This is a genomic window from Dyella sp. SYSU CM1112 (assembly GCF_058216415.1).
In genome coordinates, this window is sequence record NZ_JBZEGI010000002.1 from 96,431 (window position 1) to 111,724 (window position 15,294).

Sequence of the window (15,294 nt, forward strand, 5' to 3'; positions counted from 1 at the left end):
ATCCAAGAGGAGGGTCGCATCGTGTCCTATCACACGGAAAATATCCGCAACATCGCGCTCGCCGGTCACGCCGGGTCCGGCAAGACCACGTTGTTCGAAGCTTTGCTGCACGCTGGGGGCGTGATTCAGGCCATAGGATCGATAGAGCGCGGTACCACGCAATCCGATATGGATCCCCAGGAGAAGGCACGTGGTCACTCCATTGATAGCTGCATCGCGGCTATCGATCGCGAAAGCTGCCATATCAATCTGATCGATACGGCCGGCTACGCGGATTTTCGCGGTGCCACGCTTTCCGCGCTGGCCGCGGTCGACACCGTCGCGATCGTCGTGAACGCCAGCAACGGCGTCGAACACAGCGTCCGCCGCATGATGGAACACGCACGCGAACGCGGACTGGCACGCGTACTGGTGATCAACAAGATCGATGCGGATGTCATGGATCTGTCGGCCTTGGTGCAAACGCTGCGCGAAGAATTCGGCAACGAATGCTTGCCGGTCAATCTGCCTGCCGAGCACGCGAATAAGGTATTGGATTGTTTTTTTCACGCCGAAGGCGATACGGATTTCTCCTCATTGCGCGAAGCGCATCAGCAGATTCTCGATCAGGTGGTGGAGATCAACGAGTCCACCATGGGCGCCTATCTCGACGCGGGCGAGCAAGCGCTCACGCCGCAGCAACTGCACGATGCGTTCGAGCAATGCTTGCGCGAAGGCCATTTGGTGCCGATCTGTTTTGTCAGTGCACGCACCGGGGCGGGCGTAACGGAATTGCTCGACGTTTTCGAGCGTCTGCTTCCCAATCCGGCAGAGGCCAATCCCCCTCCCTTTCGCAACGCGCAGCATGAGCGGATCGCGGTTGCACCCGATCCGGATGCACACGTCATCGCGGACGTGTTCAAAATCGTCAACGACCCTTTCGTTGGCAAGCTGAGTGTTTTCCGTGTCTGGCAGGGTACGGTGCGCCGCGACAGTCAGCTATTCATTGACGACAATCGCAAAGCGTTCAAGGTCGGGCATCTGTTTCGCCTCAACGGCAAATCACACGTGGAGATCGACCAGGCCATCCCTGGCGATATGGCCGCTATCGCCAAAGTCGAGGAAATCCATTTCGACGCTGTACTTCACGATTCGCATGATGAGGACAGTATTCACCTCGATCCCCCACGCTTTCCGCAGCCCATGTTCGGCCTTGCGCTGGAACCCAAGCACAAGGGACAGGAGCAGAAGCTTTCTCAGGCGCTTACACGTCTGGCCGAAGAAGACCCCTGCTTTCGGGTTGAGCATCACAAGGAGCTGAACGAGACGGTGATTCGTGGCCTCTCCGACCTGCATCTGAAGATCATGTTGGAGCGCATGCGCGAGCGTTATGGCGTGGAAGTAACCACGCACCCGCCACGCATCGCCTATCGTGAAACAATTTCTGGTTCTGCCGAGGGACATCATCGTCACAAAAAACAAACTGGCGGCGCAGGACAATTCGGCGAAGTGTTCCTGCGGGTGGATCCGCTTGAACGCGGCGCGGGTTTCGAGTTCATCGACGCTGTCAAAGGCGGCGTGATTCCCGGGCAATTCCTTCCTGCGATCGAGAAGGGTGTACGCCAGGCCATGGAAAACGGTGCGGTAGCCGGCTATCCGCTGCAGGATCTACGCGTCACCGTCTACGACGGGAAATATCATCCGGTGGACTCGAAGGAAGTAGCCTTTATCGCAGCAGGCAAGAAAGCTTTTCTTGACGCAGTCGGCAAGGCGCGCCCCATCGTGTTGGAGCCTATCGTGGACGTTGAAGTATCCATTCCAGAACTCAATGTGGGCGACGTGACTGGCGGCTTGGCCAGCAAACGCGCACGCATCATGGGCACGGATACCCAACGCGGCGGCGAGCTGGTGATCAAGGCACAGGCGCCACTGGCCGAGCTGATGGAGTACCCCACCGAGTTGAAGGCCATGACCGGCGGGCGTGGGCGCTACAGTCTTGATCTCAGTCATTACGAGCCGGTGCCGCCACCCGTCCAGCGCCAGCTCAGTGAGGCATGGAAGCCGAAACTGGACGAAGACTGACGTCGCCCATTCGCTTTCATCCGTGGCTGGACGACGTTGCAGTCATCCGGCCATAGCCCCATTCATTGAGCATCCCCGCAGCAGGTATAGGTGCTGCTACCGACCCCGCTCCCACCCACGACCAACGAGTATGGAGGGCCGCATGAGCCGAGCCTTCGTAAAAGAAAATGATGACGATACACAGGATGTGATGCCGGAATTGCCGGTAAGTACACACCCCAATTACGTCACGTCACGCGGCCTGGCCGCCTTGCGAGAACGCTTGTCGAACGTGCAGGCACGCCGTGACGCACTGAAAGCCAGCGAGCAAGAAGAAACACTCGCGCAGCAAAGCGAGCTTGCCGCGCTGGAACGGGAGTTGCGCTATCTCAGCATCCGTGTCGCAAATGCCATTGAAGTCGACCTTTCCAAACAGCCCCATGATCGCGTGGCGTTCGGCGCAACCGTTACGGTGGATAGCGCCGAGGGTGAGCAGCGCTGGCAGATCGTGGGCGAAGACGAAGCCGATGCCGAACACGGTTTGGTGAGCTACGTGTCACCGCTCGCCACGGCGCTGATCGGCGCCCGCGTCGGCGATGAGGTGCGCTGGCAACGTCCGGCCGGCGACGTGACTATCGAGGTGGTGACGATCGACTATGTCTAGCCACCCGCTGACGAAGACGAGCAGGCGCTCCGCGCTTGTGCTCGTCTAAGCTTGCGACAATCTCTGGCAAGTTTTAGCCAGAAGCCCTTGTCGATGTGCTGTGTTCGGCGGCGAGGAGCTCGATAAATGCCTTGCCGAATGCCGGAATGTCGTCCGGCTTGCGGCTGGTGACCAGCTTTCCGTCACGCACTACTTCGCGGTCCTCCCACTGCGCGCCGGCGTTCTCCAGATCCTTCTGTAAGCTGGGCCAGGACGTCATGGTGCGGCCTTTCACTTGGCCCGCGTCGATCAATGTCCAGGGACCATGGCAGATGGCGGCGATCGGTTTGTCGGCTTCACCGAAAGCGCGCACGAAGGAAATGGCCTCCGACTTCATGCGCAGCTTATCGGGATTCATGACGCCACCCGGCAGTAGCAAAGCCTGATAGTCATCGGGCTGTGCCTGACTAAGCGACCGATCGACCTTTACCGCATCACCCCAGTCGGTGACCTTCCAGCCCTTGATTTGCCTGGCGTCGCCGGGCGCGATGACGTCAACCACGGCACCGGCATCCTCAAGCATGCGTTTGGGCTCGGTAAGCTCGGCGTATTCAAAGCCGTCGGTAGCGAGCGCAGCAATCTTCTTGCCGGCCAGGGGTTTCTTGCTGTTCATGGGACTGACTCCGGACGAGATGCCGGAAGTCTGCATGCGCCACGATCCAGGTCGCGTATGCCCGTGGTGAGGGCGGTGTGATCAGCGCTTGGGCTTGAGCAAGGTGCCCGTGCACTTGGGCGAACCGCACAAACACACCCACAGTTTCTTGAGGCGCGCGGTATGCGGCACCTCCAGCACGATGCCGTAGTCGTAGGTAAGCTCTTCGCCAACCTTGATATTGCGCTTGGCCTCGATGATCACCCGATCCTTGCGCGGGTTACCGCTTTCGCTTTCTTCCACGAACGCCTGGCAATTCGGGTTGCAGCTGTGATTGATCCAGCGCGCGATATTGCCTTTGCGATTGGCGTCGATGATGTAGGTGTCGTTGAGGGTGAACAGGAAGGTGTGGCCTGTTTCACCGCCATCGCCGTACATCTCGTCAGCGTCTTCATGCGTCATCAGCGTGCCCCGGTATTCGATGATTTCCTCACCCTTCTTGATCGGAGCGAGGGCGAATACGCCATTGCCATGGATAGGGGAACGACGGGCAGCGATGCGACGGGACATGAATGAGCCAGAGGTAGCGAAGGTAAAAGACTAGCCGCTAATGATGCCTGCTCCGCGTGAGGATGGGAATCGTGGAAGAGCGGCGCAAGCAATGAAAAAAAGATGCACCAGTACTGGCTTCGCGATAATGGAAAAGGACGAAGACTCGCAGCACGTTTCGCCGGCGGGCTGTCAGATAGGCAACCCCACTACCCTTCTGGCTCTACTTTGCTCGTACAACCCTTTTCGTTTCAAACGTTTCCCATGTTGCGGATGACCCTTTCACCCATCCCGTTCCCTGCTATATTCAAACAATCGTTTGAGGTGCTTTCATGAAACGACTGCTCCACGGATTGGCCCTGGTGATGCTCGCAGGCTTATTGGCTGCCTGCGGTCCGCAACGGCAGAGCGTGTTTCCACCCACCATCACCATCCAGCAAATGCACGTGCAGCCCGATGGGGCCTGGCGCCTCACGCTTCGCTTCCAGAACAACAGCTACACCGGCATGACGTACCAATCTGTCGAAGGCCAGCTCCAGATCGGACAAGGCATCCCCGTGCGCGTGCATGCCCAGTTCAACCTGGACATTCCGTCCTTCGCCGGCGATGTCGAGCAGTTGGATGTATTGCCGACACCGGCCATGAACCAGGCCCTGCAGGCGATCGCTGCCAAAGGCAGCGCCGGTTCGCTGGGCTACACGCTAAGCGGCATCGTGCATTGCAGGCCGCACCTGGAAGACCACCCGGACAACAAGAATCCCCGCGATTTTCCCTTCAACAGCAGAGATTTTCTCTCGCCGGTGCCTGGCGTCGCCAATACGTACCGGTGATTCACGACTTGCATTAGCCACATACGAAGGATCCAGTCATGACGCTCTACAAGGCTCCGCTCGATGACCAGCGCTTCGCACTTTTTGATGTGCTTGGCGCCGATGCCACGCTTACCGGATTGCAAGGCGGCGACGGGCATACGCGCGACCTACTCGACGCGGTGCTGGAAGAAGCCGGCAAACTGAGCGAACACGTGCTCGCACCGACCAATGCCTCCGGCGACGAAGAGGGCTGCCACTACGACAAGACCGCCCGGACCGTCACGACGCCCAAAGGCTTCAAGGAAGCTTTTCGGCAATTCGCGGAGGGCGGCTGGCCGGGGCTCACCATGGCGGAAGCCTTCGGTGGGCAGGCCCTGCCGTCGGTGCTGGGAGTGGCGACCACCGAACTCTTTCAATCCGGCAATCTCTCCTGGAGCCTGTACCCGTTGCTGTCCGAGGGTGCCTGCCATGCACTGGAACTGCACGGTACCGAGGAGCAGAAGCACGCCTACCTGAAGCCCATCGTTGCGGGCCAGTGGACCGGCACCATGTGCCTGACCGAACCGCAGGCCGGTTCGGATCTGGGCCTGCTCAAAACCCGTGCCGAGCCCGGTGAAAACGGCAGCTACAACATCACTGGCACCAAGATCTTCATCAGCGCGGGCGAACACGACCTTGCGGAAAACATCATCCATCTCGTGCTGGCACGACTGCCCGATGCGCCTGCCGGCAGCCGCGGCATTTCCATGTTCATCGTGCCCAAGTTCAAGGTAAATGCCGACGGTACGCTTGGCGAACGCAACCACGTTTACGCCGGTGCCATCGAACACAAGATGGGCATCCGCGGCTCAGCGACCTGCGTGATGAACTTCGACGATGCGGAAGGCTATTTGATCGGCCAACCGCATAAAGGCCTGGCGGCCATGTTCACCATGATGAATGCAGCACGCCTGTCCGTGGGCGTGCAGGGCCTCGCCTTGTCCGAGCGCGCATTCCAGAACAGTCTCAACTATGCGCGCGAGCGTCTCCAATCGCGCTCGCTTTCCGGCCCCAAGTTTCCCGACAAGCCAGCCGATAATTTGCTGGTGCAGCCGGACGTGCGTCGGATGCTGCTCACCCAGCGAGCCATCGTCGAAGGCTCGCGCATGTTGCTGCTGTATGCCGCACTGCAAACCGATATCGAAGCACGCGGCGCCGATGAAACATCACGCCAGCATGCCGGCGAATTGCTGGCCTTCCTGATTCCCATCGCCAAGGGCGTCGTCACCGAACTGGCGCAGGAATGCACCAAGGAAGCGCTGCAGGTTTACGGCGGGCACGGCTTTATCGTCGAAAACGGCGTGGAACAGTTTGTGCGCGACGCGCGCATCATCACGTTGTACGAGGGCACCACCGGCATCCAGGCAGCGGATCTGTTGGGACGCAAGATTCTCCAGCTGAAAGGCGTGGGCTTGCAGCACTTCCTCCGCGAGGTGGGCACCTTCTGCAAACAGCACGCGTCGAACGAAACGCTGCGTCCTTATATCGGACAGCTCGGCGCGCTCGCCAAGGAATGGGGTGAGCTGACGCTCAAGCTGGCGCAACGCATTCAGTCCAATCCGGAAGAACTGGGCGCTGCTGCCAACGATTATCTCTATTACAGCGGCTATATCACCTTGGGTTATTTCTGGGCCCGTGCCGTGGCCTCGCTGGACTCGAGTTCGCAGCAAGCGACTTTCAAGCAAGCCAAACGCGATACAGCGGCGTTCTACTTCGCGCGCTTGTTACCGCGCGTACAAATGCATAAGGCAGCTATTGAAGCCGGTGTGGATACGATTCCGGCAATCGGGTAACGCCGACTCGCCGATTCCTTCCTCCAGATGGCCGGGGAAGGAATCGGCAAGACTCCAAGCAGAACGCGCAAGCAATCCTATACAAAGGGGACTGCCTGTTGGCGCCTCATCCCCGCCAAATGGGCGTCCCATTGCTTGCTGGAGTAAAGGCAGCAGGGGATGGTCAGTTTGACGAATCGGCTGCGATAACATCTGGGCTTACCCGCCCCACGAGCGCGAGTAACTTCCCCCTGTTCCCGCTAGTCTAGTGGTGCTTATCCAGAGGGGAGCCACCATGAAGTCGAGTCGTACCGCGAATGCATTCCGCGGCGTCAAGCCCGCTTTGCTTGCCTTGCTGCTCAGCCTGAGTGGCGCAGCACTGGCCATGGATGACACACCGCCGCCGCAATACCCCAACTACCCCAGCGAAACGCCCGCCCACTTCAAGCCCGCCACGGGCAGCTTCGACTACATCGAGCGCGATGTAAAAATCCCGATGCGCGACGGCGTGAAGCTAAATACCGTGATCCTGATTCCCAAGGGAGCGCACCATGCAGGCATCGTGCTTACACGCACACCCTACGACGCCAAGGAGCTTACTCATCACACGATGAGCGGGCACCTCGGCCCGATGCTGGAAGGCTACGACAACGCCACCGACGTGATTGTCGAAGACGGCTATATCCGCGTCATCCAGGATATCCGAGGCAAGTATGGCTCCGAGGGCGACTATGTGATGAACCGCCCCATCCATGGACCGCTCAATCCCACACCGGTGGACGATGCTACCGATACGTACGACACCATCGATTGGCTGGTAAAGAACATCCCCGAATCCAACGGCAAAGTAGCCACCATCGGCATTTCCTATGACGGATTCGAGCCACTGATGTCATTGGTGAATCCGCACCCGGCACTGAAAGTCGCGATACCGATGAACCCGATGGTGGACGGATGGATGGGTGACGACTGGTTCCATCATGGCGCCTTCCGCCAGCAGAACATGTCGTACATCTATGAGCAGTCGGCGAGTCGCGATAACTACTACAAATGGTGGACCAACTATCACGACGAATACGATCTTTTCATGCACTACGTTTCTGCGGGCGAACTCGGCCGCCAATACGGCATGGAACAGCTTGGCTTCTGGAACAAAGTCATTGCACATCCCGCGTATGACTCGTTCTGGAAGGATCAGGCGGTCGACAAAGTGCTCGCCGCACAACCACTGAAAGTGCCAGTGATGCTGGTGCACAGCCTGTGGGATCAGGAAGACATCTATGGCGCTTTGGCCGTCTATCGCGCACTCAAGCCGAAGGACGTCAACGGCGATATGGTCAAGCTGGTGATGGGTCCCTGGCATCACGGCCAGGAAATCGAAGAAGCCAGTTCGCTCGGCGCCATTCGTTTCGGCAGCGACACGGGCAAATACTTCCGCGAACACATTCTTCGTCCTTATCTGGCTCAGTATTTGAAAGACGGCGCACCCAAGGCCGATATCGCGCCGGTCACGGCCTATCAGACTGGTAGCAATCAGTGGCAGCGCCTCAGCCACTGGCCACTCGCTTGCGAGCAGGGCTGCAACATCAAGAGCCGGCCGCTATATCTGGAACCGGGTTTGAAGCTTGGCTTCCACGCACCCTCCGGCGCCCCTGCGTACGACGAATACATCTCCGATCCCGCGCATCCGGTGCCGTTTCGCGCGCGCCCAATCCAGCCGATCGGTTATGACAACGGACTGACCTGGTCGCAATGGCTGGTCGACGATCAACGCGAAGCATCCGGCCGTACCGATGTGCTGACGTATGTCTCGGATGTGCTCACCCAACCGTTGACCATCAGCGGCGCACCCGTAGTCCATCTGATCGCTTCCACCAGCGGTACCGACAGCGACTGGGTGGTCAAGCTGATCGACGTGTATCCCGATCAGGTCGCCGATCAGCCTGAGATGGGTGGCTACCAGCTTGCGGTATCGATGGATATTTTCCGCGGACGCTATCGCCAAGGTTTCGACCATCCGGAGCCGCTTGCAGCCAATCAGCCGCTTGCCTATCACTTCGATCTGCCAGCGGCGAACCATGTCTTTCTGCCGGGCCACCGAATCATGGTGCAAGTGCAATCGAGCTGGTTTCCGCTTTATGACCGCAATCCGCAGACCTTCGTGCCGAATATCTTCTGGGCCAAGCCCGGCGACTATCAGAAGGCCACGCAGCGCGTGTACCACTCGGCGAATCAGGCGAGCTACCTGTCCCTGCCTGTGATCGGTATCTGACCGCTTCGTACGCGGCCCCTTTCGTGGAAAGGGGCCGCGTATGTTGCCGCGGGGGTGGAGATACACGCGCCTGCCTGAGCATGCGATTCGGCCACTTTTGGTGCATGGGGACTTCCACCTGCCGCCGCTTGGGTGTAGAACCGCCCTATCTGTGCAACCCACTAGCAGACGCATGAGCGATAACCATTTCCTCATTCGACTCGCCGAGGATGATGATGAGTTCATCCTCGGCCTCGTTCCCCGCTTCGTCGATTTCACCTTGCCCGCCTGGCGTAAACGGCATGAGTGCATCGAGGGCATCCGCAAAGACCTCTCCCGGCAGTTGGACGAACAACCTGCCAACAGCTTTGTTTTCGTGGCTGAAAACGACGATGGTGAGCGAGTCGGGTTCATCCACCTGCAGAAGACGCAGGATTTCTTTACCGGTCGCCCCAATTGCCATATCTCCGACCTCGCGGTCCTGCCGCGCTACGAGGGTCAAGGCGTCGGCAAAGCCTTGATCGCGCATGCCGAGGCATGGGCGCGGGAACACCAGTGTCAGTTGATCACGCTTGCGGTATTCCCGGGCAACGATCGCGCCCGCGCGCTCTACGAAGCAGCCGGCTACCACGTTGACCTGCTCCGGCTCGCCAAGCCAGCACACTGACGCCGTCCATCCAAGGAGCTTCCGCATGCCCAGCGCGTGCGCTCCGGGCATGCCTTATGTCACTGTCGCCGTTGGCCGTGATGCGCTGTGCTGGTCCCTTACGATCAGGGGACGGTGATGCAAACAGAAGACTCCGCACTCTCGATGACGCGACGCGATCTGCTGCGCCTGATCGGCCTCAGCGCTGGCGGTGCCGCCATGTATCAGGCGATGACCCGTCTCGGGCTGGCGGCCGAATCGCCTTATCAGGGCGTGCCCACGCTGCAGGGAGCGCCGCGCGGTACATCCGTGCTGATTCTCGGCGCCGGGCTCGCCGGCATGGTGGCGGCCTACGAACTGCGCCGGGCCGGGTACAACGTGCGGGTACTGGAATACAACCATCGTCCCGGTGGCCGCAACTGGACGTTGCGCGGTGGCGATACATACACCGAACTTGGTGGCTACACACAGCACTGTACGTTCGATCGCGGCTTGTATATCAATCCAGGCCCATGGCGGATTCCTTACCATCATCGCGGCCTGCTCGACTATTGCAAGAAACTGAACGTTCCGCTGCAGCCCTTCGTACAGATCAACCACAACGCTTATCTGCACAGCGCCAAGGCATTCGGTGGCAAACCACAGCGCTATCGAGCCATCAACGCCGATTATCGCGGACATGTCGCGGAGCTGCTCGCCAAGTCCACACAGCAGGGAGCGCTCAACGCGCAAGTCACCAAGGACGATCAGGCGATACTGCTCGAATCATTACGGCAATGGGGTGCGCTGGATAAGAACTACGCCTATGTTGCCGGCCCTGGCACAAGCAATCGGCGCGGATATCTCAAGCCTCCTGGCGGCGGATTGTCAGCCAAGCCGATCGACTCCCAACCGCTGCAATTGCACGATGTATTGCAATCACATTTGTGGTCGGACCTTACCGAAGGCGAGATCTTCGAATTCCAGACCACTATGTTCCAGCCGGTAGGCGGCATGGGACGCATCGGCGAAGCTTTTGGGCGCGAGCTTAAAGACCTGATCCGCTATCACGCCAAAGTCACTGCCATCCATCAGGACGAGCATGGCGTGACCGTGCAATATGAAGACGCCCAACGCCTTGGCCATTCGATGACCGAACGCGCGGACTGGTGTATCTGCACGATTCCACTCTCCATCCTCAGCCAGATTCCGATGAATGTGGGAGCAGCCATGGCTGACGCCATCGGCGCCATCCCCTACGCGGCCTCCGTGAAAGTCGGCCTGCAATTCAAGCGCCGCTTTTGGGAGGAAGACGAAGATATCTATGGCGGCATTACCGCCACCGATTTACCAATCAACACCATCAGTTACCCCAGCTGCGACTTCAACAGCAAAGGCAAAGGCGTATTGCTCGGCGCCTATGTGTGGGGCTTGAGCGCCTATGAATTTACCGCCATGACCCCGGAAGAACGCGTTCGCAAGGCAGTAGAGTACGGCGCCCAGATCCATCCGCAATACAAAGACGAATTCGATACAGGCATTGCCGTGGCGTGGCATCGCGCGCCCTTCACCATGGGCTGCTTTGCAACCTGGTCCGAAGAAGCGCGCGCCAAACATTACGACAATCTCTGCCAGATCGATGGACGCATTGGACTCGCAGGCGAGCATGCCTCGTATCTGCCAGCATGGCAGGAAGGTGCCGTGACATCGGCCCTCGATCTGATCGGCCGTATCCATCAGCGTGTGGTCTCGGGGAGCGCGACATGAAACGACAGATTTTTGCCGCGACGATCCTGCTTGCATCGATAGGTGCGGTGAAAGCTCAATCCTCTGATAACGCGGTCCTTACTAGCCTCAAGAATGCAGATGGCGAAGCGGTGTTTCATACCATTTGCCAGGGCTGTCATATGCCTGATGCGAAAGGCGCCACCGGTGCGGGAACCTATCCCGCGCTTGCTGGCGATCCGCGGCTGGTCTCAGCGCAGTACATGGCAGCGGTCATCCTGTTTGGCCGGCATGACATGCCGTCTTTCGTGCCCAAGGCATCCCGCCATAGTTTCTTTAAGGATGCCTCGCTCACGGACGAACAGATCGCCGAAGTCGTCAACTACGTAAGAACCCATTTTGGCAATCACTACACTGACCACATTACCGCTGCCGACGTCGCTGCCATGCATATGCAAAATACCTCCGCATCCAAACCATGAACGCGTAGCGGCTATAAAAAAAAGCCGCCCATCCGGGCGGCTTTTCCCACCAGCACAGGTGAATGCAGATCAGTTCTTGGTTGCCCTGGCTGCTTCCGCCGTCTCGACCTCTTCACGCTGGGCCAGACGCTGCCCCACGCGATCGATATTGGACAGCGAAAGCAGGTGGGCAAAGATCCAACCCAGGGTGCCATCCGTCAGGAACCGATGCGTGGTTTCCGCGTCGAGCTTGCGCAGCTTCTCTTCGCTGACCACAAACAGGCCGTTGAGGTTGATCACATTGCCGTTGCGCTCCAGACGAATGTTGCGCGGCTCAAGCAGATCGTATTTGCGCAAGTCGTCCATCAACTGCTTGGTCCGCGTGACGTGCTGCTGGAATTCGCCGAGAAAGTTCACGGCGTTCTTGAGAATGTCGGTCTCGGTGCCGTCTTCCTTGAACAGGCGTTCACCGTCCTGGTCGTTGAAGCCTTCATAGCTTTCATCGAGGAACACGGTGAAGTCGTCGCCTTCGGTACCCGGCGGCTTTTCGGCCAGTACGAAGGGATAGCGACGCACGAATGCCGGGATGTAGACGCCCGGAGCCCACTGGCCTTCGGCATCCAGGAACAGGTTTTCGTTCTGGCGCAGACCCAGCAGCGCCATCGGGCCGGCGCTTTCCGAATCAGTACCGGCGAACAAAATCGGGATATCGCGAGCCGCTACCGGAAACTCGCTGCAGGTGAGCGGTACGGAATGCACGGCGTTCGCAAACTTGAGATTCTGCAGGCCTTTGATGCGCAGATCCTTGTGAACGGTTCGATTGAGCGGAACCGGACGCTCATAGAAGAGAACTTCAGCCACGTTACTTACCTCTGCCCCGCCGTGCCGGGGTAGCCACCCAGGCTTCCCCTCCCAAACCCGGCGTCGGGTCTACAGATGAACGACCACTATATCAGCGCCGGGTTTCAGGGGCGAATCAATGTCGCACCCACTTTAGGCCCCGCAAATGGGACCGGTTTGCATGCGTTTTGCAATCAAGTTGTTCTATGCTGCGGTAAAACCGAGCACCACTGCATCGATGGGGCGCTCTTTCGCTACACGTGAAGGACGAAACACATGCTTATGGAAGTGCCAAATCGGGCCGACCTGAATTCGACTCGTGTGCTTTCGCTGGACGCCGCTGGCCGCATCCTTGACTGGATCAGCTGGCAGGACGCTGTATGCCTCTATGTACGCGACGCCGTGGCGTGGACCCTCGGCGATCCCTGCCTCACCGTGCATGGTGGCCATAACCGCCACCTTGGCATGCAGAGCCGGATCGACCTGCATCCCATCGTGGCCAGTCGTGGCCACTGCCGGGACCACGCCATTGATCCGGCACCCGCTCTTACCAATAGCGCCCTGTTTGGGCGCGATCGTTATCTGTGCCTGTATTGCGGCGGGCGCTTTGCTCGCAGCGAACTCACCCGGGACCACGTGCTGCCGCTGTCCAAACGGGGCCGTGACGAATGGGAAAACGTGGTAAGCGCCTGCGTTGCCTGCAATCTGAAAAAGAGCAACCGCACGCCGCAGGAAGCCAATATGCCGCTGCTGGCGGTACCGTACCGGCCTAGCTGGGTAGAGCACCTGATTCTCTCCAACCGCAACATCCTTGCCGACCAGATGGAGTTCCTGGTCAGCCATCTGCCCCGGCACCGGCGCGAAGCCTTGATATAAACACCGGCGGCAATCCCCACCGGTTGCCGCAAAACCCTCGCAGGGGTTGCCCTTGTCCTGCCTCGGCACAGGGCCAACAATATCCCTGATGATCGACTTATCTTTTTATCCGCACCTGTCTTCCATCCAGACGCCCGCCGATCTTCGCCGCGTTCCGGATGACCAGCTTCAGGCCGTTGCCGATGAATTGCGGCGCTACCTGATCGAAGCCGTGGCCAGTTCGGGCGGCCATTTCGGGGCGGGTCTCGGGGTGGTGGAACTGACGGTTGCGCTGCATTCGGTATTTGACACGCCTCGCGATCGGTTGATCTGGGATGTCGGTCACCAATGCTATCCGCATAAGATCCTCACCGCCCGTCGTGATCGCATCACCACCATCAAGAAAAAAGGCGGCCTGGCACCCTTTCCGCGTCGCGCAGAGAGCGAATACGACACCTTCGGCGTGGGTCACTCGTCCACTTCGATTTCCGCCGCGCTGGGCATGGCGATTGCCGCGCAACGCAAAGGCGACATGCGCAAATTCGTCGCCGTCATTGGCGATGGCGCCATGACTGCCGGCATGGCATTCGAAGCGCTCGATCACGCTGGCGACCTCGGCACGAATCTGCTGGTGGTGCTCAACGACAATGGCATGTCGATCAGCGAAAACGTGGGAGGGCTCGCCAAACGCCTGGAAAAACGTGGCGAAGGCGTGACCGTGCCCAGTACGATGTTCGAAGAACTGGGCTTCCATTACACCGGCCCCATCGACGGCCACGACGTGCCGAAGCTGCTTGAAGTCCTTCGCACGCTGAAGCAGGCATCCGGTCCGCAACTTCTGCATGTCATCACCACCAAGGGCAAAGGCTATGCCCCCGCAGAGCAGGCCCAAATCGAGTATCACGCCGTCGGACCGTTTGACCCGCATGCGGGCCTCGTCAAGAAGACTGGACCGACGCAGCCAACTTACAGCGATATCTTCGGTGACTGGCTTTGCGATATGGCTGCCGCGGACGAACGGTTGCTCGGCATGACGCCTGCCATGCGCGAAGGTTCCGGGATGGTGCGCTTTTCTCAGGAATACCCTGCTCGCTACTTCGATGTTGCAATCGCCGAGCAACATGCCGTGACGCTTGCCGCCGGCATGGCCTGCGAAGGTGCCAAGCCGGTGGTCGCGATTTACTCCACATTTCTGCAGCGCGCCTACGACCAGCTCATCCACGATGTCGCCCTGCAAAATCTCGACGTCACCTTCGCCGTTGATCGCGCCGGCGTTGTCGGCCCAGATGGAGCAACCCATGCAGGGAGTTTCGATCTCAGCTTTCTGCGCTGTATCCCAAACATGGTCGTCATGGCGCCGGCTGACGAAGACGAATGCCGTGCCATGCTGACTACCGGATTCCGCTACAACGGCCCGGCCGCCATTCGTTACCCGCGTGGCACGGGTCCGGGTGTGGTCGTACGCAGCGCGCTCGATACGCTGCCAATCGGCCAGGCGGATGTGCGCCGGCGAGGGCGCGGACTGGCGATCCTCAGCTTTGGCGCCATGCTTGCCCCGGCCGCAATCATCGCCGCGGAAATCGATGCCACCCTGGTCAACATGCGTTTCGTCAAACCGCTAGACGAAGCCTTGCTGATCGAACTTGCCCGGCAGCATGACGCTTTTGTGACGATCGAAGACAACGTCATCGCCGGTGGTGCGGGCGCTGCGGTTGCCGAATGCCTGGCGGCACATGGGGTAGACTTGCCGGTTCTTCATCTCGGGCTGCCCGATGGGTACCTCGAGCATGGCAGCCGTGAAGAGGTGCTGAGCGAGGCCGGACTCGACCTACCCGGCATTCGCAAGGCAATACGGGCTCGCTTCCCGCTGGCAGTCCCGTGGAACCAGGTGAGCGCCTGAAAAGAGCGCCGCCTCTTCTTCGGAGGGAAGAGCGTCGTTAGACGCTCCTTTCACCCGCTGGCATGCTGTGTCGTTACCACCGCCTAAGGGAAAACAGAAGGGAATGCAATATCCTTAACGTTTTCCCCAT

Annotated in this window: 13 protein-coding genes; 10 read left to right on the forward strand and 3 right to left on the reverse strand. The window is 59.4% G+C overall.

Features of this window, described 5'->3' with window-relative positions; translation table 11 throughout:
- Positions 1-21 precede the first annotated feature (21 nt).
- Together fusA and AC4HNJ_RS03585 are read left to right on the forward strand one after the other, a co-directional pair.
- Positions 22-2,061, forward strand: coding sequence for an elongation factor G (gene fusA / locus AC4HNJ_RS03580; RefSeq protein ID WP_490478158.1), 2,040 nt, complete (start codon positions 22-24; stop codon positions 2,059-2,061).
- A gap of 142 nt (positions 2,062-2,203) precedes the next feature.
- The gene (locus AC4HNJ_RS03585) at positions 2,204-2,704 is read left to right on the forward strand and encodes a GreA/GreB family elongation factor (RefSeq protein ID WP_490478159.1); all 501 of its coding nucleotides are present in this window, start codon (positions 2,204-2,206) and stop codon (positions 2,702-2,704) included.
- 73 nt (positions 2,705-2,777) lie between these two features.
- Here the strand turns inward: AC4HNJ_RS03585 and AC4HNJ_RS03590 are convergent, their stop codons facing one another.
- On the reverse strand, positions 2,778-3,356 hold the full coding sequence (locus AC4HNJ_RS03590) for a type 1 glutamine amidotransferase domain-containing protein (protein WP_490478160.1): 579 nt from the start codon (positions 3,354-3,356) through the stop codon (positions 2,778-2,780).
- Between the two features lie 81 nt (positions 3,357-3,437).
- A complete protein-coding gene (locus AC4HNJ_RS03595; protein ID WP_490478161.1) occupies positions 3,438-3,905 on the reverse strand; it encodes an SET domain-containing protein in 468 nt (155 codons plus the stop codon).
- 311 nt (positions 3,906-4,216) lie between these two features.
- Here AC4HNJ_RS03595 and AC4HNJ_RS03600 point away from each other — a divergent pair, with 311 nt between their 5' ends.
- From AC4HNJ_RS03600 to AC4HNJ_RS03625, 6 genes are all read left to right on the forward strand, one after another.
- Positions 4,217-4,714 carry a hypothetical protein gene (locus tag AC4HNJ_RS03600; RefSeq protein WP_490478162.1) on the forward strand — a complete coding sequence of 166 codons (498 nt, stop codon included), beginning with the start codon at positions 4,217-4,219 and terminating at the stop codon, positions 4,712-4,714.
- Between the two features lie 38 nt (positions 4,715-4,752).
- Positions 4,753-6,528, forward strand: a complete 1,776-nt coding sequence (locus AC4HNJ_RS03605; RefSeq protein WP_490478163.1) for an acyl-CoA dehydrogenase C-terminal domain-containing protein — start codon at positions 4,753-4,755, stop codon at positions 6,526-6,528.
- Positions 6,529-6,802: 274 nt separating this feature from the next.
- Positions 6,803-8,779: a CocE/NonD family hydrolase gene (locus AC4HNJ_RS03610; RefSeq protein ID WP_490478164.1), complete on the forward strand. Its 1,977-nt coding sequence runs from the start codon at positions 6,803-6,805 to the stop codon at positions 8,777-8,779.
- 172 nt (positions 8,780-8,951) lie between these two features.
- Positions 8,952-9,425, forward strand: coding sequence for a GNAT family N-acetyltransferase (locus tag AC4HNJ_RS03615; protein ID WP_490478165.1), 474 nt, complete (start codon positions 8,952-8,954; stop codon positions 9,423-9,425).
- A gap of 144 nt (positions 9,426-9,569) precedes the next feature.
- Complete coding sequence (locus tag AC4HNJ_RS03620; protein ID WP_490478562.1) at positions 9,570-11,150, forward strand: flavin monoamine oxidase family protein; 1,581 nt, start codon at positions 9,570-9,572, stop codon at positions 11,148-11,150.
- Entirely contained in the window at positions 11,147-11,590 is a 444-nt protein-coding gene (locus AC4HNJ_RS03625) for a c-type cytochrome (RefSeq protein WP_490478166.1), read from the forward strand. The genes AC4HNJ_RS03620 and AC4HNJ_RS03625 overlap by 4 nt, the downstream gene beginning before the upstream one ends.
- A 69-nt stretch (positions 11,591-11,659) precedes the next feature.
- Here AC4HNJ_RS03625 and AC4HNJ_RS03630 read toward each other — a convergent pair whose 3' ends face one another.
- Entirely contained in the window at positions 11,660-12,430 is a 771-nt protein-coding gene (locus AC4HNJ_RS03630) for a SapC family protein (RefSeq protein ID WP_490478167.1), read from the reverse strand.
- Positions 12,431-12,685: 255 nt separating this feature from the next.
- On the opposite strand from AC4HNJ_RS03630, the gene AC4HNJ_RS03635 reads away from it, so the two are divergent.
- Together AC4HNJ_RS03635 and dxs are read left to right on the forward strand one after the other, a co-directional pair.
- Complete coding sequence (locus tag AC4HNJ_RS03635) at positions 12,686-13,285, forward strand: HNH endonuclease (protein WP_490478168.1); 600 nt, start codon at positions 12,686-12,688, stop codon at positions 13,283-13,285.
- Positions 13,286-13,373: 88 nt separating this feature from the next.
- The gene (dxs, locus tag AC4HNJ_RS03640) at positions 13,374-15,164 is read left to right on the forward strand and encodes a 1-deoxy-D-xylulose-5-phosphate synthase (protein ID WP_490478169.1); all 1,791 of its coding nucleotides are present in this window, start codon (positions 13,374-13,376) and stop codon (positions 15,162-15,164) included.
- Positions 15,165-15,294: the final 130 nt, after the last annotated feature.